Source organism: Umezawaea sp., from assembly GCF_057122925.1.
Genome location: NZ_DBNGPQ010000052.1, coordinates 110,962 through 132,084, shown reverse-complemented (window position 1 = coordinate 132,084; position 21,123 = coordinate 110,962). Strand labels below are relative to the sequence as shown.

Below are 21,123 nucleotides of genomic sequence, written 5' to 3'. Positions count from 1 at the left end.
GCGCCACGATCGGGTGGTCATGAGCACGTCTTCCCCGACTCCGGCAGCGTCAGGTTGATCAGGTAGTCGTTGCCCGCCGTGTCCACGCACTCGTTGCCCTGGAGGTAGACGGTGTGCTGGTTGCCCTGGAACGTGATCAGGCCGCCCGCGAGCGCCTTCGCGAGGTTCACGCCTGCCTCGTACGGGGTCGCGGGGTCGCCGGTGGTGGAGACCACGAGCACCGGCGGGACGCCGTCGGCCTTCGGGACGTGCGGGGTGGCCGTCGGCGGGACCGGCCAGTAGGCGCACGGGTCGAGGGCGGCGGCCGGGGGGTTGCCGTCGTCGAGGAACGGGGCGGCTTCCTTGTACCTGCGGGCGATGTCGGCGAGGACGGCCCTGTCCGTCTGGCGCGGGTCGTCGACGCACTTGATGGCGGTGAAGGCGTCGGTGATGGAGCTGTACCTGCCCTGCTCGTCGCGGTCGTAGTAGGTGTCGGCCAGCAGCATGAGGGTGTTGGCGCGGTTGTTCCTCAGCTCCGCGAGGCCCGCGTTGAGGGCGCTCCACAGCTGCTCGGAGTACATCGCCTGGATCGCGCCGGTGATGGCGTCCGTGTAGGACAGCTCGCGGCCCTCGACGTCGACCGGCTTCTGGATGAGCGGCAGGGTGAGGTCGCGGAACGCCTTGTTGGCCTGCGCGGGGTCGGTGCCGAGCGCGCAGTCCTCGCGGGCGGCGCACCACGTGCTGAACGCGGTGAACGCCTTCTGGAACCCGGCGCCCTGCGCGACCAGGGAGTCGGCCTCGCTCTGGGTCGGGTCGACGGCGCCGTCCAGGACGAGGGCGCGGACGTTCGCGGGGAACGCCTCGGCGTACTCGGAGCCGATGCGGGTGCCGTAGGAGTAGCCGATGAACGAGAGCTTCGCGTCGCCGAGCGCGGAGCGCAGCACGTCCAGGTCGCGGACGACGTCGCGGGTGCCGACGTGCTCCAGGAACTCCGGGCCGTTGCGCTCGGCGCACTTGTCCGCGTACGCCTTGTTCTCCGCCTCGGTCTGGGCGACGCCCGCCGGGGACGTGTCGACGTCGAGGTCCAGGCGTTCGGCGTCGCGCTCGGGGTCGGTCAGGCAGCGGACGCTCGGTTCGCTGGCGCCGACGCCGCGCGGGTCGAAGCCGACGAGGTCGAAGCGGGAGCCGAGGTCGGTCTTGCCGACGTCCTTCGCCATCGACGCGGCGGCGGCCATGCCGGAGCCGCCGGGGCCGCCGGGGTTGATCAGCAGCGAGCCGACGCGCTGCTCGGGCGAGGTGGCGCGCTGGCGGAGGAGGCCGATCTTGATGGTGCGGTCGGTCGGCTTCGCGTAGTCGAGGGGCACCTCGACGCGGGTGCACTCGATGTTCGACTTGTTGCTGAACGCCGACTTGGTGGAACCGGTCGTGGCGTAGGGCGTGCAGTCCTCCCAGCCGAGGGCCTGCCCGTAGAACCTCTCCAGACCGGCGGGCACGACACCGGCCGGACCCCGCTGTTCGATCTCGGTTCCGGGCGTCGCTCTGCCGGGCACGACCGTCGAGCAGGCGGCCAGGACCGGAAGGGCGAGGAACAGCAGCAGTTGGCGTCGCACCACTCGATCGTAGGTGTGACACGTCGGCCACAACGCGCACCAAGGCCGGGCGCCGTGGGAGAAGATGTGTGCATGCCGCAGCTGCGCCTCGCCCTAGCCCAGGTCAACGCCACTGTCGGCGACCTCGCGGGGAACGCCGACCTCGTCGTCGAGTGGACCCGCAAGGCCGCCGAGTCCGGAGCCCACCTCGTGGTCTTCCCCGAGATGGTGCTGACCGGGTACCCGGTCGAGGACCTCGCGCTGCGCGAGTCGTTCGCCCTCGCGTCCAAGCAGGCGCTGGAGGCCCTCGCGGGCAGGCTCGCCGACGCCGGACTGGGCGGGGTCGCCGCGTTCGTCGGCTACCTCGACCGCGACGAGCACGGCAAGCGCAACGCGGCGGCGGTGCTGCACGGCGGCCGGGTCGTCGCGACGCAGCACAAGCACCACCTCCCGAACTACGGCGTCTTCGACGAACGCCGCTACTTCACCCCCGGCGACAGCCTGGAGATCGTGCGCCTGCACGGCCTGGAGGTCGGGCTGGTGATCTGCGAGGACCTCTGGCAGGACGGCGGCCCGATCGCGGCGCTCGGCCGGGCGGGCGTGGACCTCGTGGTGTCCCCGAACGCCTCGCCGTACGAGCGGAACAAGGACGACCTGCGGCTGCCGCTGGTGGCCCGGCGGGCCGCCGAGGCGGGCGCGCCGCTCGCCTACGTGAACCTGGTCGGCGGGCAGGACGAGCTGGTGTTCGACGGCGACACGATGGTGGTGGCCGCGGACGGCACCCTGATCACCCGCACCCCGCAGTTCGTGGAGCACCTGACCGTCCTGGACCTGGACCTGCCCGGTGGGGCGGCGCGCGCGGACGGTGACGTCATCGGGTTCACCGTGACCCGCACGACGCTGTCCGACGACCCGCTCCCGAGCTACGAGCCGCTGCCCGTGCCGAAGGTCGCCGAGCCGCTGTCGAACGAGGCCGAGGTCTGGTACGCCCTGGTCACGGGCCTGCGGGACTACGTGAGGAAGAACGGCTTCACCTCGGTGGTGTTCGGCCTCTCCGGTGGCATCGACTCCGCCGTGGTCGCCGCGCTGGCCGTGGACGCGCTGGGCGCGCAGGCCGTGCACGCCGTGTCGATGCCGTCGGTGTACTCCTCGGAGCACTCGAAGTCCGACGCGGCCGACATGGCGCGGCGCACCGGCCTGAACTACACCGAGCAGCCGATCGCGGGCATGGTGGAGGCCTTCGTCGACCAGCTCGGCCTGACCGGCCTGGCCGAGGAGAACGTCCAGGCCCGCTGCCGCGGCGTGACGCTCATGGGGCTGTCCAACCAGCACGGCCACCTCGTGCTGGCGACCGGCAACAAGACCGAGCTGGCCGTCGGCTACTCGACGATCTACGGCGACGCGGTGGGCGGCTTCGCCCCCATCAAGGACGTGCTGAAGACCCTCGTCTGGGACCTCGCCCGGTGGCGCAACGACGAGGCGGAGAAGCTGGGCGAGCAGCCGCCCATCCCGGAGAACTCCATCACCAAGCCGCCGTCGGCCGAGCTGCGGCCGGGCCAGGTGGACAGCGACTCCCTGCCGGACTACGAGCTGCTCGACTCCGTGCTGGACGAGTACGTGGACGGCGACAAGGGCTACCACGACCTGCTGGCGGCGGGCTTCGACCACGACCTGATCGACCGCGTGCTGCGGATGGTGGACAGGGCCGAGTACAAGCGGCGCCAGTACCCGCCGGGCACGAAGATCAGCGAGAAGGCCTTCGGCCGGGACCGCAGGCTGCCGATCACCAGCGGGTGGCGCGAGGGCTGACCGAGCCCGTGGAACCCCGTCACCCTCGCCGCTGAGCAGGGGTTTCAGGAAATCCGAATTCGGTTGAACCGACTCGCCCCTCCGTGCGTGTTGCAGGGGTATCCCCGACGAGCACCGCGAAGAGGTCTACCCCGTCATGACCGGCACTGGTGGCACTGTCCCCGAAGTTGCGACGAAGATGATCCGGCACACGCCGCCCGCCGACGGCCCCGGCCAGATCGGCACCCCGGCCGGTGACTGGGCGACCGGTCTGTTCAAGAAGCTGGCCCCGAGGCCGAGCGGGCAGGAGCCGCTGCGGGTCGACGTCGCGGGCGGTGGGCCGGTCGGGCTGTCGTTCGCCTGCACGCTGCGGGCGATGATGGGCGACCAGGTCGTGGTGCGGGTGTTCGACCGGCGGTGGCGCAGGCAGGGCAACCGGGTGCTGTGGCTCGGGCTGGCGGAGGGCAACCACCGGCGCGAGCAGGTGGTCACGTTGCAGAGCAACGTGTGGTCCACGCTGCCCGAGGCGGTGCAGAAGAAGCTGTTCGTGGAGGGCCGGTACGCGGAGATGTGGCCGCTCGGCCCCGACTCCCCCGGCGAGCGCGGCCGTCCGCGCAACCTCAAGATCCGCTGGATCGAGGACTGCCTGCTGGACATGGCGCAGGACGTCTACGGCATCGAGCTGGTGCCGGAGCCGTACACGCCGCCCGCCGACTGGGGCGACACGCGGATCCTGGTGATCTCCGACGGCGCCAACTCGCCGACGCGCGAGAAGCTCAAGGACCACTTCGGCACGTCGGACCGGAACTTCTACTCCGTCGGCGGCGAGCAGCTCGTGGAGACCGTGCTCGGGATCCGGGTGAAGGGCAACTTCCCCGACGAGTTCACGGTTCCGCTGACGGTGAGCCAGAACCGGTTCCTGTTCAACTCGCTCGGCGGCGGGTTCATCAACATGCGGCTGACCGCCGAGGAGGCGTCGGAGATCGTCGCGATCGGGGAGAACTCGCCGGTCGACTGCATCAGCCGCTACCGCTGCATGATGCTGCCGCGCGGCGACCGGTTCGTGTGCGACCGGCACCGGGCCATCTTCAAGCCGTCGATCGACCGGCTGTCGTTCCTGTGGCCGCGCATCCTGGACGGCGCCCGGTTCTTCGGCGCGGCCCCGCAGGACATCCTCGGCATCACCATGTTCCGGCTGAGCATGACGCAGAACTCGCGCTTCACCGCGCAGCTCAACTCGAAGACGTTCGGCTTCCTGATCGGCGACGCCGCGAACTCGCTGCACTTCTGGCCCGGCCGCGGCCTCAACACCGGGGTCAAGAGCGCGCTGTCGCTCGCGGGCACGCTGCGGTCGCGCTGGCAGGGCAAGCAGCTGCGCTCGTCGGACTTCTCCGCGCACGAGGGCCTGATGCAGCAGCTCCAGTACCGCGAGAAGGCCCGCGCGTGGACGACGATGGTCATGCCGCAGGACGACGGGATGCCGCGCGGCATCGAGGACCGCATCCGCGACGGCCTGGTGTCGACCACCGACCGGCAGGTGCTGACCAACGAGCTGTGGTCGCGGATGCGGACCATCAAGAGCCGCCTCGGCAGCCGGATGGGGCACATGCCCGGCGACGACTGGTACCTGAGCCGCATCAACGGGTTGCAGACCAAGACGTTGCAGGTGCTGGTGGAGACCGGGTCGTGGATCACCCGCGAGATCGGCGGCGACGAGATCGCCGTCAACGTGGAGTTCCCCGTGCTCGACGCCCCGTCCGTGGTCGCGGAGCCCGTGCCCGCCGCGCCGTCGCGGCCGGTGATGATGCAGGTGGACGCCGAGCAGACCGTGCTGAAGCCGATGCGGGACGTGATCGGCGTGCCGCACGCCGTCGCACCGAGGCCCTGAGTCCGGGAGCCGGGCCCGGCACGACCGGGCCCGGCTACTGGGGTCGCACGAAGGGGAACAGGACGCTCTGCCGGATCGTGGTGCCGGTCAGCATCATCAGCACCCGGTCCACGCCCATGCCGAGCCCGCCGGTGGGCGGCATCCCGTGCTCCAGCGCGCGGAGGAAGTCCTCGTCCAGCTCCATGGCCTCGACGTCGCCGCTGGCCGCCTTGAGCGACTGCGCCTCCAGCCGCCGCCGCTGCTCCAGCGGATCGGTCAGCTCCGAGTACGCGGTGCCGATCTCGGCCCCGAACGCGACCAGGTCCCACCGCTCCGCGAGCCGCGGGTCGTCCCGGTGCTGCCGGGTCAGCGGAGACACCGACGTCGGGAAGTCGGTGTAGAAGGTCGGTTCCACCGTGGTGGCCTCGACCAGCTCGTCGTAGGCCTCCTGGAGGAGCGTCCCGTGGTCGGCCTCCTCCGGCACGGCGACACCGCGCTCCTCCAGCAGCGACCGCAGGTGCTCGGCGGGGGTGCCGGGGGTGATCTCCTCCCCCAGCGCGCGGGACACGGCGGTGTGCACGGGCACGATCGGCCACTCCCCGGAGATGTCGAACTCCGACCCGTCCGGGCGGACGGCGATCTGCTTGCCGTGCGCGGCGAGGGCGCAGTGCTGCACCAGTTCCCGGACCAGGTGCAGCATCGTCGTGTAGTCGGCGTACGCCTGGTACGCCTCCAGCATCGTGAACTCCGGGTTGTGCGTGGCGTCGGCGCCCTCGTTGCGGAAGTTCCGGTTCAGCTCGAACACCCGGTCCACGCCCGCGACGCACAGCCGCTTCAGGTACAGCTCGGGCGCGATCCTCAGGTACATCCGCATGTCGTAGGCGTTGATGTGCGTCACGAACGGCCTGGCGTTGGCGCCGCCGTGGACGCTCTGGAGCATCGGCGTCTCGACCTCCAGGTAGGACCGCTCGTGCAGGAACTCCCTGATCCCCCGCACGACGTCGCTGCGCACCCGCAGCAGCCGCGCGGAGTCCTGGTTCACCATCAGGTCCAGGTACCGCCGCCGGACCCTGGCCTCCGGGTCGGCGAGGCCCTTCCGCTTGTCCGGCAACGGGTGCAGGCACTTCGCGGTGATCGTCCACTCGTCCACCAGCACGGACAGCTCGCCGCGCCGGGACGTGACCACCTCGCCGTGCACGCCGACGTGGTCGCCGAGGTCCACCGCGGACTTCCACGACCGCAGGCCCTGCTCGCCCAGCCGGTCCCGCGCGAGCATCACCTGGAGTTCGCCGCTGAAGTCCCGCAGCCGCGCGAAGCACAGGCCGCCGACCTCGCGGACCGCGACCACCCGCCCGGTCACCGTGACCAGCTCGCCGGTGTGCCGGTCGGGGGCCAGCGCGCCGAACCGCTCGCGCACGCCGACGAGCTGCCCGTCGCGGGCGAAGCCGACCGGGTACGGGTCCACGCCCCGCGCCCGCATCGCCTCGACCTTCGCGATCCGCACCCGCACCTGTTCGGGCCTGCGGGCGGGCTTGAGCACGACCTGCGCCGCCTCCGCCTCGATCTCGGCGACGCACGTCGCGAACCGCACCGCGTCCGGACCGTTCAGGTCGTCCTCCAGCACGCGGTCCGAGCCGCGCTTGAGCAGCGACCGCAGGCTGGGCACGAAGCCCTCGGCGATCCCGGCCGCGATGCTCACCCTCGGCAGGTTCCGGGTCCTGGAGTAGCACAGGTACCGGGGCATCCACTCCGGACCGTACTTCGCGTTCGACCGGTAGAGCGATTCGAGCTGGGCGAACCGGGAGGCGATGCCGAGCACCTTCCGCCACGCCCGCAGCACCGGCCCCGCGCCGATCTTCTCGCCCTCCTCGAACACCGCGCGGAACATCGCGAAGTTCAACGAGATCCGCTGCACGCCGAGCCGTCCGCTGGCCTCGACCAGCTCGGCCACCATGTACTCGTTGAGCCCGTTCTCGGCCATCCGGTCCCGCCGCATGAGGTCGAGCGAGACACCGCGACGGCCCCACGGCACGAACGACAGCAGGCCCCGCAGCGCCCCGGCGGCGTCGTAGGCCTCGACCATCACGCACCGGCCGTCGGCGGGATCACCCAGCCGCCCCAGCGCCATCGAGAACCCGCGCTCGGTCTCCGCGCCGCGCCACCGCTCGGCCAGCGCCAGGATCGAACCCATCTCGAACGCCGGGATCTCCGAGTGCCGCCGCACCCTGGTCGTGTAGCCCGCGCGGGAGATCCGGCTCACCGCCTGCCGGACGGCCCTCCGCTCCGGACCGGCCAGCGTGAACTCGCGGACGTCCAGCACGGCCTCGTCGCCGATCTCCAGCGCCTTGAGCCCGGCCGCGGTGTACACCCGCGCGCCGCGCTCGCTGGCCCCGAGCACACCGGGGCTCCAGCCGAACTCCCGCGCCTCCGCGAGCCACGCCCGCACGGCCAGCGGCCACGCCTCCTCGTCGCCGACGGGGTCGCCGCTGGCGAGGGTCGTGCCGCCGAGCACCCGGTAGGTCAGGGCCGCGCGCCCGTTCTCGGCGAACACGACGCTCTTGTCGCGGCGGGTCGCGAAGTAGCCCAGCGAGTCCGGCTCGCCGTGCGCCGCGAGCAGCCTGCGCACGCCCAGCTCCTCGGTGTCGTTCAGCCACCGGCTGGACCGCTCGCCGCGGAAGAACACGTACATGGCGTAGATCGCGACCAGCGTGCCGGAGAGCCCGAGCACGACGCTGAGCCACTGCGGGCCCTCGCCCACGTCGAGCCGCCGCAGCGGCAGCACCTCGCCGGTCACCTGGTTGGCGGCCCAGACGAACTTCTCCCCCACGTCGACGAGGCTGCCGGGGAAGATCTCCGTGAGACCGAACCCGACCAGGCAGAACAGGACCAAACCGCCGAGGAACCGACCGATCGCCTGCAACCACGCCCCCGGCGCCAGCCGCGCCGGGAACGCGGGTCGCGCGACCCACAGGAAGCCGATGATCACCAGCGAGGCGGCGAACCCGCCGCCGAAGAACACCCACAGCTCGGACCAGGTCACGCCCTCCTCGGCCATGGAGTCGGGGTCCAGGACGAACAGTCCCAGCACGACCGACACCAGCAGCAGACCCAGGCCCTCGAACACCAGGAGCGTCCACAGCGCGGCCCGCTTGCGCCGTCGCAGGGCCGCGCCGAGCACGACGAACACCAGGACGATGAACAGGTTCGCGTCGACCGGCAGGCCGAGCCAGTACCCGGCCAGCCGGACGACCCCGGCGACCGCGCTGTCCTCGGGGATGACCAGCAGGACGAGGGAGCCCAATGCGGCGAGTTGGACGACGGTGGCGACCGTTCCGGCGATGCGCCACTTCCACTTCGGCACGGGCACAACTTCTCCACAGGTTCGTAGGTGACCCTGAACGGGTGCGGACCACGATCATCACCGAGGCCGGAGGGGTGCACGTCACCTCGGCCGGGAAAGCGGACGACCCGGTCGTCGTGCTCAGCTCAGGGCTCGGCGGGGCCTGGTTCGACTGGAGTGCAACGGTAGCCCTGCTGGCCGGGAGCGCGCGGGTGATCGTGTTCGATCGGCCCGGAACGGGCGACAGCGCGCCCACCTCGACCGACCCGACGCTGGCCCGCGAGGTCGCGGTGCTGGAGGCCGTGCTCGGCGACGCGCCGACCGCCGTGCTCGTGGGCCACTCGATGGCCACGATGCACGTGGAGGCGTTCGCCCGGCTGCGCCCGGACCGGGTGGCCGGTCTCGTGCTGCTCGACCCCGACCCGGAGTCGCCGGGCGCCGGGCGGCCGTTCGACCTGTCCGCGCTGGTCGCGCACTGGCTGCTGGCGCTCGTGCCGCACGGCGCGGGCGCGGCGTTCGTGCGCAGGCACGGCCACCTGCTGCGGCGCTGGGCCATCGAGGGCTCGACGCTCGCCAAGCGCGACCCGGCCCCGGAAGCGCTGGTCAGGGCCGTCTACCGGCGACCGCACGTGGCGAAGGCCGTGCTCGCGGAACTCGCCGCCTACCCCGACCAGGTCGCGGACCTGGAGCGCCTGCGGGTCGACCACCCGCTGCCGGAGGTGCCGTTCCAGGTGCTCACCGCCGGACGCAGGCTGTGGCCGGAGCACTCCGCGCTCGCGGGGCTCGTGCCGTGGGGCCGCAACGTGCTGGTGCCCGGCAGCAGGCACATGATCCCGGTCGACCGGCCGGACGCGGTCGCGATGGCCGTCCGGGACGTCCTCAGGGGGCCACACGCCGTTTGAGCAGGCAGAACTCGTTGCCCTCCGGGTCGGCGAGCACGTGCCAGCTCACCCCGGACTGGCCGATGTCGACCTGCTTAGCGCCCAGCGCCAGCAGCCGTTCCAACTCGGCGGCCTGGTCGCGGTCGGTGGCGTTCACGTCCAGGTGCAGCGGCAGCTTCTGCCGCCTGCGGTCGGCGCCGCGGCTGAGCACGAGCGTGATCCGGTCCTCGGGCGCCTGGTCCGCGCGACCGATCTCGATCCCGTCCTGGTCGCGGTCCAGGACCTGGTAGCCGAGCACGCCGCACCAGAAGTCGGCGAGCTTGTCCGGATCGACGCAGTCGAGCACGAGTTCGGTGATTCGACAGGCCATGCCACCCCCTCGAAGTGGTGTGAGGCTACTCGCACACTCTGCCGCGAGGGCCCCGCCGGTGTCACGCTGGACCGCGTAACCGTGCAAACACACCCGGGGACCCGCAACGGAGCGGGCGTCGAGGGAAGGACGGTCCACCATGACCTCTGCGGCTGAAGTAGCGGCGCCGTACGGAAACGGCCCCGCGCAGTCGGCCGCACCCGCCAAGCGGGTGCGCATCCCCCACCTTCGCGAGATGAAGGAACGGGGCGAGCCGTGGCCCATGCTCACGGCCTACGACATGTACACCGCCGAGCTGTTCGACGAGGCGGGCATCCCCGTCCTGCTGGTCGGCGACTCCGCGTCGAACAACGTCTACGGCCACGAGACCTCGCTGCCGGTGACCGTCGACGAGCTGATCCCGCTGGTCCGCAGCGTCACCAGGTCGGTGAAGAAGGCCCTCGTGGTCGCAGACCTGCCGTTCGGCAGCTACCAGGTGTCGGTCGAGCAGGCCGTCGCCACCGCCGTCCGGTTCATGAAGGAGGGCCAGGCCCACGCGGTCAAGCTGGAGGGCGGCAGGCACTTCGCGCCGCACGTCCAGGCGATCGTGCGGGCGGGCATCCCGGTCATGGGGCACATCGGGTTCACCCCGCAGAGCGAGCACCAGCTCGGCGGCTACCGCGTGCAGGGCCGCCGCGAGTCCTTCGACTCCGTCGTCGCCGACGCGAAGGCCCTGGAGGAAGCGGGCGCGTTCGCGGTCGTGCTGGAGATGGTGACCTCCGAGGTCGCGAAGCAGATCACCCACGACCTGCGGGTCCCCACCGTCGGCATCGGCGCCGGTCCGGACACCGACGCCCAGGTGCTGGTGTGGCAGGACATGATGGGGCTGCGCCGCGGCAGGGCCCCCAAGTTCGTGAAGCGCTACGCCGACATGGCGGGCCTGATGAGCACCGCGGCGCAGGCGTTCGCCGCCGAGGTCAGGGGCCACGAGTTCCCCGGCCCCGAGCACACCTTCCACTGATCGAACGCCGTCAAGGACGTCCTCGACGGAGTTCCAGCACCTCGCGGGCCTCGACCAGCGACGGCCCGTACCACGTCAGGTGGCGCCCCGACACGAGCACGCACCTCGTGCCGGGGAACGCCTCCGGACCGTCGGTGGCGCTGAACGCGTACGGCTCGTCGGGCAGCACGACCAGGTCGGCGCCCGTGGCCCGGATCTCGTCCAGCGACGGCCTCGGGTAGCGCTCGGCGTGGTCGCCGTAGACGTTCTCCACCCCCAGGCGCCGCAGCACGTCACCGGCGAACGTGTCGCGGCCGAGCACGACCCACGGCCGACGCCACACCGGGACGACCGCCCTCGCCCACACCGGTTCCGCGTGCCGCCAGACCTCCTCGGCCCGCACGAGCCAGTCCGGCTCGACGTCCCACGCCGTCGCCAGCAGCCTCCGCAGCGACGCGAGGGCCTGCGGCACGGTCGCGGGCGCGGCCGTCACCCACACCGCGACCCCGTTGGCCCGCAACCGCTCCACGTCCTCGGCCCGGTTCTCCTCGACGTTCGCGAGGACCAGGTCAGGCCGCAGCGCGAGCACGCGGTCGACGTCCGGGTACTTCGACCCGCCGACGCGGGCGGTGTCGACCGGGCAGTAGTCCGTCACGCCGACCAGCGACGACGCGGGCACCGACTCCGTCAGCGACGGCACCAGGCTGACGACCCGGCGGGGCCGGTCCGGGATCGGGACCGGCTCGCCGAGGTCGTCGACGGGCAGCATCAGATGTCGGTGATCTTCAGACCCGCGTGGGCCTTGTAGCGGCGGTTGATCGCGATCAGGTTCGCGGTGAACGCCTCGACCTGGTGCGCGTTGCGCAGCCGCCCGCCGAAGACGCCCCGGAAGCCGGGCACCGTCTCGGCCAGCTCGCGCACGACGTCCGTGGCCTCGCGGTCGTCGCCGAGCACCAGCACGTCCATGTCGACCGACTCGATCGTCAGGTCCGCCAACGACACCGCGGACACGTGGTGGAACGCCGCCGTCACGCGCGACTCGGGCAGCAGCGCCGCCGTCTGCTGCGCCGCGCTGCCCTCCTCCACGGCCAGCGCGAACGGCCCCTGCTTGTCGAAGCCGAGCGGGTTCACGCAGTCCACGACGATCTTCCCGACCAGCGCTTCCCGCAGCGACGCCACCAGCTCGCCGTGCCCGTCCCACGGCACGGCCACCAGCACGATGTCCGACTGCTCCGCGCAGCCCTGGTTGTCCGCACCGGTCACGTGGTCGACGCCTGCCAGTTCCCGCAGCTCCTCGGCCGACTTCTCCGCGCGCTCAGCCGCACGGGAGCCGATCACGACCTTCAGCCCGGCCTTGGCCCAGCGCAGCGCGAGCCCCTTGCCCTGCGCGCCAGTACCACCCAGTACACCCACGGTCAGCTCACGAATCGCAGTCACCGGGTCATCTTCACACGACTTCGAACGCGACCTTCCGGCGAGCCGCGTCAGCCTGCACGAGCCGCACCCGGATCCGCTCGCCCTCGGGGATGTCCTCGCCGGAGCAGCGCCCCATCACGGGCGGCTCGGGGACGAACACGTCGGCACCGTTGCCCTCGGACCGCAGCACCACGGCGTCGAACTCCTGCCCGACCCGGTCCTCCATCACCCACGCCTCGACCTGGTCCAGGCAGGCCCGGTCGACCTTGCTCGCCACCGCGTCGGACCCACCCATCAGACCGGGCAGCTCGGGCAGCGCCTGCTGGAGCCACTCGGGCACCTCACGACCCTCGGTCACGGCCAGGCAGACCTCCGTGGCGAACCGGTCCACCAACCGCCGAAGAGGAGCGGTGACGTGCGCGTAGGAGGCCGCGATGCCCGCGTGCGTGGCGATCTCCGGCACCGTCCCGTTGAACGCCGTGTACCCCGCACCGCGCAGCAGCCGGGTCGCGTCCACGAACAACGCCAACGACTCCGGCCGCGCCGGGTCGAGCCCGGCCAGCAGCTTCGCGGGACTCACCCCGTCGGCCCACGGCACGTTCAACGCCTGAGCCGACCTCTTGATCGCCTCGACCGCGCCCTCATCGGCGTCGGGAAGCGTCCGGATGACACCCACGCGGGCGTCCAGCATGATCTTGGCGGCGGCCATGCCGGTCAGCAGCGAGATCTCCGCGTTCCACGCGTCCACCTCCACGCGGGGCCGCAGCACGAGCTTCCAGTCACCGTCGCCGTTGGGCTCGATCTCCTGCTCGGGCAGCTGCAACTCCACCGCGCCCCGGTCGAGCGCCCGCTCCCGCCGCAGCCGACCGAAGTCCGGCAGCGCCTCGATCGACGGGTGCACCGTCCCCGCGTCGATCGTCGCCTGCACGCTCTCGTAGTCGAACTGCGCGGTGGACCGCACCAGCGCCCGCCGCACCCGCACCGACTCGGGCTCACCGTCCGAACCGCAGTCGAACGTCCACAGCACGGCAGGCCGCGTCTGGGTGGGCAGCAGACTGGCCGCCCCCTCGGACAACACGGTCGGGTGCAGCGGCACGTTGCCGTCGGGCAGGTACAGCGTCTGCCCGCGCTTGCGCACCTCGGCGTCCAACGCCCCGCCCGGCACGACGAACCCGCCGACATCGGCGATGGCGTAGTGCACCCGGAACTTCCCACCGGGCAACCGCTCGATCAGCAGCGCCTGGTCGAGGTCCTTCGCACCAGGAGGGTCGATGGTCACGAACGGGAGCGCGGTCGCGTCCTCCCGCTCACCGGGCGCGCTCAACACCGCACGCTCCGCCTCGGCCAACGCCCCAGCGGGAAACTCCTGCGGCAACCCGAACTCGGTCCGGATCCCGCTGAAGTCCAACTCGGCGCGACCGGTCCTGATCACCAAGGAGGCCACGAACCCACCCTAGCCGCGCGGCGTCAGTCGCCGTCCCATTTGCGCGACGCCTCATCAGCCGACCGGGTCCGCTCACGAGCGATCTCCAGAGCACGAGAAGCGGTCGCCTCATCGGCGTAGGGCCCCATGCGGTCCCCACCCCTGCACCCGACCCCACGCTCAACGGTCTTGTGGGTCAGGCAGTAGTACCAGGCATTCTCATCATCAGCCATACCACCAGACTTCCATGCAAACCAACGCATGTCATCTCGACACGACTGAAAGCGAGGCCGCTGCCTTCCCCAAAACACGGCCGATTTCACTCGGGGGATTTGACCCTTGCCCCGGTAGGTCGGGCAGGTTGACACCACCTGCCCATTGGCCCGATCACAGGGTCGAATCGAGGGGTCCCCGAGTCACATCGGCCACCCCGGCCGGGACCGGCGGCCACCCGATCCGACAGGACCGGCAGCTACCCGACCAGCTGAAACCAGCTCACCACTGCGGAGCCTGCACGGGCAACGGCCCAGAGGGGTGCGGCTGCCCAGGATGCGGCTGCCCAGGATGGGAAGGCCCAGGATGTCCCTGCCCAGGATAAGGAGCGGGAAATCCCCGAGGCGGCGTGCTCTGATTCGCATTGGCGTACTCCGCCGGAATCGGGTCCACGCACGACACCATCACGGTCCGACTCTCCGGATTGGAGATCCGCCCCCCGTTCCGCTCCCGGTACACCAGCTCCCCGTCCGAGTCGATCTCCATGATCGCCCCGACCTCCGCGAGCTGCTCCTCGTCCAGGTCGACCAACCGCTCCACCCGCGACGGCACCACCCGGTAGTGCGGCCACTGGAGGTGGGCCGAGTTGTGGTGCAGCTCGGCCAGCAGGTGGGCCATGTGCTGCTGCCACGGCAGCGGCATCGACTCGACCAGGGATCGCGGTAAGACCACGTACGCCTTGTCCACGCCCGGTTTCGGGCTCGACAGGTAGTCGCGCACCGGTGTGGTGGACGCGGGCGGTCCTACCGGGCGCGGGATGGGGTCGGGGGTGAACATGTGCGGCGCTCCCTCCTGACAGGCTCGGCTTCTGCGCGCCTCGCCTGGCCTACGCTGACCTACACACCCGGCCTGACGGCCAGTGGCATCAATTCGTGGTAGTCCCAGTTGATCTTGCTGATCTTCACCACGTCCCCCGTCTGCGGCGCGTGGATGTACTCGTCGCCCCCCAGGTACATGGCGACGTGGTGCACCGTCACCGGGTCGGCCGGGTCGTTGGCCCAGAAGATCAAATCACCTGGCTGCGCTTCCCGCACGGGGAGGTAGGCGCCGCCCTTCATGTACTGGTCGTTCGCCACGCGCGGGATCTGGATGTCGGCGGTGGCGAACGCCTTGACCAGGATGCCGGAGCAGTCCCAGGCGTCGGGACCGTTGCCGCCCCACAGGTAGGGCTCGCCCAACTGGTCCTTGGTGAACGCGATGGCCTTGGCCGCCGCCGCCGAGGTCGCCAGGAACGCGCCGTTGCTCTGCCCGCAGCCCGCCGGGTCGGCGATCTGGCCGAGTTCACCGATGAGGAAGGCCGCCATGGCCTCCCAGTTGTGGTACCGGTCCGGGAACGCCGAGCGCTCCACGGCCTGCGCCGACTCACCCGGCCGCCTGGACTCCCAGTCCGGCACGGACAGCAGGACGTCGTAGAACTTGTTGATCGCGTACTGCGGGTCGGTGACCTCGGCCGGGCTGCCCCAGCCCATCGAGGGGCGCATCTGGAAGATGCCGAGGGAGTCCCGATCGCCGTAGTCGAGCGGCCTGAGGCCGGACTCGGTCATGCCCGCCTGGATGGCGACCTGCCACGCGAGCGGCGGGAGCTTGCGCTCCTGACCGATGGAGATGATCTTGGCGACGGTGCTGCGCTGGTCTTCCTTGAGGTTGCTGGCGTCGTTCTTGCCCTTGTCCGCCCCGCCCGCGTCCCACGGGCCGATGGCGGCGTTGCAGCTCATGTTGACGAGGCCGATGGTGCCGAGGGCGTTGCTGTTGTTGCCGACGACCGTCGTCACACCGTTGGTGAGGATGACCGTGAGCAGCACGGTCACGAGCACCGACACCACGACGCCGACCTTCAGCATGCCGTCACACCCTGTCGTACTTGTGCACGAGCCACTTGTCGGCCCTCTTCACCACCGTCATCCGCAGCGTGCCCTCGCCCTTCAGCCCGACCTCGAACACGACGGAGTCGGGGTGCGACTCCTTCGGCGTCACCACCCCGTCCAGCGCCGTCGGCAGGTTCCTGGGGTCGACGGTCGCCATCTGGGGCAACAGCTCTTCCGTTGTGTACGGCTTGAGGGTCTCAAGCCAGGTGGTGCTCTTGTCGTCCGCCGGACGGGTGATCCACGCGTCGGCCCACAGGTCGGCGGTGATCCGGGCGTCGGGGTCGACGGGCGCGGACGAGGGCGTGGCCGACGGCGGGGGCGCCTTCGTGGGCAGCGAGATGCTCGGGACACCGGAGGGGAGCACACCCACCTGGCCGGGCACCTGCGACGTGCTGGTGCCCGCGGCGTTCGTCGCGCCACCCCTCGCGCCCTTGGTCATGGCCGGGATCACGCTGGTGAACACGATGATCACCACGGCGAAGCCGACCATCGTCGCGATCAGGTGGTTGGGCGACCGCAGCGGCCAGCTCCACAGGCGTCGGTAGACCGCCGCGCGGCCCCTGTTCGTCCGGATCGGCATCTCAGTTGTCCCTGACTTCGAGCCCGCGCGACGGGCGGTAGATCACGTGCACCTGCCTGCCCGCGACGACTTCCGTCTCGGCCCTGCGGGGGCCAGGCACCACGGGGTTGTCCGCGACGCGGGCGAAGCTGCTGCTGTTGTTGCTGCTGTACGTGGGCACGCGGGAGGGCACGAAGACCGCGTCCTCCTGCCGGTCCCAGCCCCGGTCGGACGCCGGGGCGGTGTCCACGACGCGGCTGGAGCGGCCCGACGGCAGGGCTGCCGCCGCTCCGCCGTAGCCGCGCGCGGGCAGCGCCCGGTCGCCCGTCCCCTCGACACCGGACGAGGACGGCAGCTCGGCCGGGCCGGAGCGGCGGTCGAGCCGCTGCGCCGTCGCCATGACCGGGTTGTTCGCCTCGGGCCGGACGCGGGTCCGGTCACGCTGCGGGGTCGGGTCGCCGTCGGGATCGGTGTCGCGCACGGTGTCCCAGAACTCGTCCTGCGGCGTCGGGCCGGTGTCGGCCTTCTTGCCGCGCATCCGCGACAGCAGCCCCTGGCCCATCGGCAGCGCCTGGCTGGCCGACCCGACCGACATCTCCACCATCTGCCACATGCGGCGCAGCGGTTTGCCGATCATGAAGCAGATGAGCGTCAGCATCAGCCCGAGCAGGGTCCTGGTCAGCAGCGACAGCCCGTTGGCGTTGAGGATCGCCTGGAGCAGCAGCGCGTGCGTGCCCGCCAGCACGGCGAGGATCAGCACGTTGAACACGGTCACGGCCGCCGCGCGGCCGACCTTGCGCAGCAGGTCGTGGTGGATCAGCGCGACCAGGCCGATCAGCGGTCCGGCCAGCGTCAGGATGCGCAGCAGGAGCTGGGCCAGCAGCACCGCGGCCTTCGCGAACAGCTGGAACAGCGAGAACGCGACGGCCTGGAGCATCGCGAGGAACCCGGAGCCCATGCGGCTGCCGTCCTCGCCGGTGAAGTAGCCCTTGGACGTGCCGAGGCCCGCGAAGATCGCCTTGTACTCGGCCTTCTTCGCGTCCAGCGCCGCCTGGTCGCCGTCCTTGTGCTGGGCCAGCTCGTCGGTCGTCCACGCCTGCGCGTTGAGCAGCCGCGAGCCGAACTCGGTCGCCTGCGGGGCGTCCGGCGTGCCGAACTCGCCGCGCAGCCAGCTCTGGTAGACGACGGTGTCGTGCAGCTTGGACGGCAGCACGTGCAGCGTGCCCTGTTCCTCGGGCGACTCCACGAAACCGGCCTGGATCTCCGACGTCTTGGTCACCAGCGTGCTGTCGAGCAGCGTGTAGAACTGGGGTAACGCGAGCGTCGACGTCGCCAGCCACATGGCGGCCAGCGCCCACATGCCCCGCTTGCTGATCGTGGCCAGGTCGCCCTGCCAGATCTGCCGGAACATCAGGATCGCCAGCAGCAGCGCCACCAGGCCGAACCAGCGCAGGTAGACGTTGTCGTAGACCTTCTGGACGCCGGACTTCACCGCGTCGTCCAGCGGCACCAGCAGACCGCGGCCCATCACGGTGTAGTGCAGGGCGTTCGTCGCGCCGACGATGTTCTTGCCGACGTTGAACAGCTCGTTGCCCACCCAGGTGTCGATCACACCGGGCGAGTCGGGCAGGACGGTGCACTTCTCCTGGTAGGTGTGCCAGACCATGCCCGCGTAGCCGAAGTTCAGGTACGGCGTGTCCTTGAGGCCGTTGCCGATCGGCGGGTCGATCGCGCCGACCATGCCGGAGCCCGGCCGCTCGGGGTTCGGCGACTCACCGCACGCCGCCGCGTTCGCCGCCGGAGCGCCGATGACCGCCTGGAGCGCCAGGATCGCCACGACCACGGCCAGCGGGCGCCAGCGCTTGGGCCCCGGCTTGGCGGGCCCCCGAAAGCGTTTGTACAGCCGCCGCGCACTCGGCGCGGCGGCTGCGGCCAGGACGATGAGGAGGAGCGTCATGCCGCGCCTTCCCGGCCCGGTCGGCGGTTCCCTCCCTCGCCGTGTGTCGAATCGACCAGCTCGTCGTCGTCGACCAGCCCGACCTCCAGGTCGGCGGCCAGCTCGTCCTCGTAGTCGTCGGTGTGGTTGCGCTCGTTGTAGGTGAGCCGCTCCTCCAGGGGCGCGGACACCTCCACGATGTCGCCCTCGTTGTGCCGCAGCGCGTCCGGCGTCGTGTCCAGGCCCTCGCGCAGGTGCGCCAGGTGCGGACCGCTGAAGTCGATGCGGATCCGCTCCACGCCGCCCGCGCCGTCGCCGAAGATGAACTGGCGGGGCGCGCGGTCGCGCTCGGCGGCGTTGCGCACGCCACCGGGACGACGGCCGAGGCTCGCCACGACCTGCTCGTACCCGGCGCCGATCGGCACCTTGAGCAGCCGCAGGGCGTCCGACTGGGCCTGGTCGTCGTCGAGCCTGCCGACGAAGACCGAGTCCAGCAGCGTGACGAAGCCCTGGATCTTCAGGAAGTCGGCCGGGACCTGCGACGACAGCAGCACGCGGACGTTCCACTTGCGCGAGTCGCGCGCGAAGCGGTTCATCAGCACGCGGCCCGTCGGGACCTCAGACAGGAAGAACGCCTCGTCGATCCAGACGCCCTTGCGGAGGTCCTTGGGGCGCTCGTAGATCGACCGCTGGGTGAGCCACGCGGCCAGGTTCAGCATCTCGACGCCCAGCGCCTCGGCGTCGGTCCAGTGCTCGCGGCCGACGTTGTCCTTCGGCAGGTTCAGGCCCGCCATGGTCAGCACCGTGAGCCGGTCGTCGCGCTGCTCGTCGTACGGGTCGGCGTTGCGCTCCGGGATGAGCAGCGACATGCGCTCGCGCATCTCGTCCAGGAAGTCCGCCACGACCACCGCGTGCTCGTGGTGCTCGCTCGCGTCCCGCCGCAGGGCCTCGAAGACCTGGCCGGGGTGGGCGTCGAACCGGCCGCCGACCGTCCGCACCGCGCGCAGCAGCACGATCCGGGTCTGCGGCAGCTTCGCCACCTCGTAGGGCAGCAGACCGCTGAGCACGTCCAGCACCAGCCGCCGCCGGGTCGCCGCCGCCAGTGCCTTCTCCCGACGCCAGGCCCGCTCGGGGTCCTCCTCGTCGATGAAGTGCTCCAGCATCGGCTCGGCGACCACCCGGTAGGGGTTGAGGATGCCGGGCTGGGCGTTGAGCAGGTTGATCGGCCGCGCGTACGGCTTCAGCTCGGGCAGCTCGCACAGCGCCGCCAGAGGACCGGACGGGTCGAGCAGCGTCCAGTGGGCGCCCGCGCGCAGCGTCTTGTAGACGATGCCGCCGCCGAGGAACGACTTGCCCGCGCCGAGGCCAGCCACCATCGCCGTCAGGCCCGAGGCGTCGCGCAGCTCCTGCGCCATCCACGGGTCCCACGCCACCGGTCGCCGGGTGGCGGTGCAGGTCTCGCCCAGCAGGATGCCGCGGCGGTCGCCGACCTCCGCCGTCGCCGTCGGGACGGCCGAGGCCGCCCACAGCACCGAGCCGCGGCGCAGGTACGCGCCGGAGGACAGGGCCTCACCGGGGATGAACTCCCTGGCGATGGCGAACTGCGCCTCGGGGTGCTCGATCGCGACCTTCGGCTTGTAGAGGTCCAGCAGCGACTGGGCCAGCCGCAGCGCGTCGCGCTCGGTCGGACCCGAGACGGCGAGCCGCCACCACGAGCGCACACGGGTGCCCAGCGCGGTGAAGCCCGACGTCATCTCGTCGTCGATGTCCAGCACGCGGCTGGCCTGCCGCGCGAGCGACTGCGGCGGCTCCAGTTCGTGCTCGTCGGTGTAGTGCCGGACCTGGGAGCGGACCTTGTTCATCTGCCGCTGCAACTCGCCCGAGACGTCTTCGGGCTTCCGCACGTAGATCCGCGCGGACCACTCGACGCTCGCGGGCAGGCGGTCGGCCCTCTGCACCCACGGGTCGTCGACCTCGGGGATCTGGAGGCCGTGCATCAGGCCCACGGTGAGCACAACGACGTGGCGCCGGATGCCCGCGTTCGAGCCGGTCCGGCCACGCACGGTGACCGTCGGCGAGTACGGCTCCTGGTGGAAGTCCGCCGCGTCGGTGAAGCTGGCCAGGTCCTCCGGCTCCCACGCGGCACCCGGCACGGCCGGGAGGTTGCGCGGGGCGGGCAGGCCGAGCGAGCACGACCGGTGCATCAGCCAGGACATCTCCTCGGCCGTCGCCGGGCGTCCCTCCAGGCCCGCGGAGCCGATGACCTGGTCGAGGTGGTCGACCTCGCTGTCCAGTGCCACCAGCTCGGCGTCCACGGCGTCCGGGAAGACCTTGCGCAGCACGGGAGCGGCGCGCTCGACGGCGCGGTCCATCATGTTGCGGGTCTGCACCTGGACGCCCAGGTAGACCTCCTTCTCCGCCATCGAACGACCCATGAGCTGCTGCTGCTCGCCGACCATGTAGTCGTCGAACGACAGCGTGCCGGGGGTGTCCGGGAGGCGGCGCACCGCGTTGTGGACGTGCGCCTCGGCCCACATCCGGATCGGGTACGGGCGCGTGGTCACGCGCAGGTGCATCCAGCGGCCCTGGAGCTCCGCGTACTGACCGGCGATGGCCGCGATCAGGTCCTGGCGCTGCGAGTCCGACCGGAAGGACCAGCGCTGCGGCGCGAGCTTGTACCAGGCGTAGACCTCCTGGCCGGTGCGCAGCAGGTGGCCGTCGATGCTGCGGGCGGCGATGGACGGCGTGTAGCTCGGGATCGCCTGCTCACCGGTGAGGCGACGACCCCGCTTGCTGTACACCTTGCGGTCCGAGTGGTCCGCGGCGGCCGCGTGCTGGGCCACGTGCGCCGCGGAGCG

Annotated in this window: 15 protein-coding genes; 4 read left to right on the top strand and 11 right to left on the bottom strand. The window is 71.3% G+C overall.

Annotation, left to right across the window (positions count from 1 at the left end; translation table 11 throughout):
• Window positions 1–17 precede the first annotated feature (17 nt).
• A complete protein-coding gene (locus AC156L_RS11710) occupies window positions 18–1,589 on the bottom strand; it encodes an alpha/beta hydrolase (protein WP_330883853.1) in 1,572 nt (523 codons plus the stop codon).
• Window positions 1,590–1,661: 72 nt separating this feature from the next.
• Here AC156L_RS11710 and AC156L_RS11705 point away from each other — a divergent pair, with 72 nt between their 5' ends.
• Window positions 1,662–3,377: an NAD+ synthase gene (locus AC156L_RS11705; protein ID WP_330883851.1), complete on the top strand. Its 1,716-nt coding sequence runs from the start codon at window positions 1,662–1,664 to the stop codon at window positions 3,375–3,377.
• Window positions 3,378–3,555: 178 nt separating this feature from the next.
• Entirely contained in the window at window positions 3,556–5,244 is a 1,689-nt protein-coding gene (locus tag AC156L_RS11700; RefSeq protein ID WP_330883849.1) for a hypothetical protein, read from the top strand.
• Window positions 5,245–5,278: 34 nt separating this feature from the next.
• Here the strand turns inward: AC156L_RS11700 and lysX are convergent, their stop codons facing one another.
• On the bottom strand, window positions 5,279–8,590 hold the full coding sequence (gene lysX / locus AC156L_RS11695) for a bifunctional lysylphosphatidylglycerol synthetase/lysine--tRNA ligase LysX (RefSeq protein WP_330883847.1): 3,312 nt from the start codon (window positions 8,588–8,590) through the stop codon (window positions 5,279–5,281).
• Window positions 8,591–8,625: 35 nt separating this feature from the next.
• Here lysX and AC156L_RS11690 point away from each other — a divergent pair, with 35 nt between their 5' ends.
• Window positions 8,626–9,465 (top strand): alpha/beta fold hydrolase, encoded by an 840-nt coding sequence (locus AC156L_RS11690; protein ID WP_330883845.1) that lies wholly within the window; start codon window positions 8,626–8,628, stop codon window positions 9,463–9,465.
• On the opposite strand, the gene AC156L_RS11685 is transcribed toward AC156L_RS11690, so the two are convergent.
• On the bottom strand, window positions 9,443–9,814 hold the full coding sequence (locus AC156L_RS11685; RefSeq protein WP_330883843.1) for a VOC family protein: 372 nt from the start codon (window positions 9,812–9,814) through the stop codon (window positions 9,443–9,445). The genes AC156L_RS11690 and AC156L_RS11685 overlap by 23 nt on opposite strands.
• A 139-nt stretch (window positions 9,815–9,953) precedes the next feature.
• Between AC156L_RS11685 and panB the strand changes: the two genes are divergently transcribed.
• Entirely contained in the window at window positions 9,954–10,814 is an 861-nt protein-coding gene (gene panB / locus AC156L_RS11680; protein WP_330883841.1) for a 3-methyl-2-oxobutanoate hydroxymethyltransferase, read from the top strand.
• A gap of 10 nt (window positions 10,815–10,824) precedes the next feature.
• Here the strand turns inward: panB and AC156L_RS11675 are convergent, their stop codons facing one another.
• From AC156L_RS11675 to AC156L_RS11640, 8 genes are all read right to left on the bottom strand, one after another.
• A complete protein-coding gene (locus AC156L_RS11675; RefSeq protein ID WP_330883839.1) occupies window positions 10,825–11,562 on the bottom strand; it encodes a helical backbone metal receptor in 738 nt (245 codons plus the stop codon).
• Window positions 11,562–12,230, bottom strand: a complete 669-nt coding sequence (gene npdG / locus AC156L_RS11670; RefSeq protein WP_330883837.1) for an NADPH-dependent F420 reductase — start codon at window positions 12,228–12,230, stop codon at window positions 11,562–11,564. Before npdG ends, AC156L_RS11675 begins: the two co-directional genes overlap by 1 nt.
• A 10-nt stretch (window positions 12,231–12,240) precedes the next feature.
• Window positions 12,241–13,641 (bottom strand): RNB domain-containing ribonuclease, encoded by a 1,401-nt coding sequence (locus AC156L_RS11665; protein ID WP_330883865.1) that lies wholly within the window; start codon window positions 13,639–13,641, stop codon window positions 12,241–12,243.
• Between the two features lie 486 nt (window positions 13,642–14,127).
• Window positions 14,128–14,682, bottom strand: a complete 555-nt coding sequence (locus AC156L_RS11660; protein ID WP_330883833.1) for a hypothetical protein — start codon at window positions 14,680–14,682, stop codon at window positions 14,128–14,130.
• A gap of 59 nt (window positions 14,683–14,741) precedes the next feature.
• The gene (locus AC156L_RS11655; RefSeq protein ID WP_330883831.1) at window positions 14,742–15,746 is read right to left on the bottom strand and encodes a C40 family peptidase; all 1,005 of its coding nucleotides are present in this window, start codon (window positions 15,744–15,746) and stop codon (window positions 14,742–14,744) included.
• A 4-nt stretch (window positions 15,747–15,750) separates the two neighbouring features.
• The gene (locus AC156L_RS11650; RefSeq protein WP_330883829.1) at window positions 15,751–16,350 is read right to left on the bottom strand and encodes a hypothetical protein; all 600 of its coding nucleotides are present in this window, start codon (window positions 16,348–16,350) and stop codon (window positions 15,751–15,753) included.
• A gap of 1 nt (window position 16,351) precedes the next feature.
• On the bottom strand, window positions 16,352–18,286 hold the full coding sequence (locus AC156L_RS11645) for a hypothetical protein (protein WP_330883827.1): 1,935 nt from the start codon (window positions 18,284–18,286) through the stop codon (window positions 16,352–16,354).
• Entirely contained in the window at window positions 18,283–21,108 is a 2,826-nt protein-coding gene (locus tag AC156L_RS11640; protein ID WP_330883826.1) for an ATP-binding protein, read from the bottom strand. Before AC156L_RS11640 ends, AC156L_RS11645 begins: the two co-directional genes overlap by 4 nt.
• Window positions 21,109–21,123 lie beyond the last annotated feature (15 nt).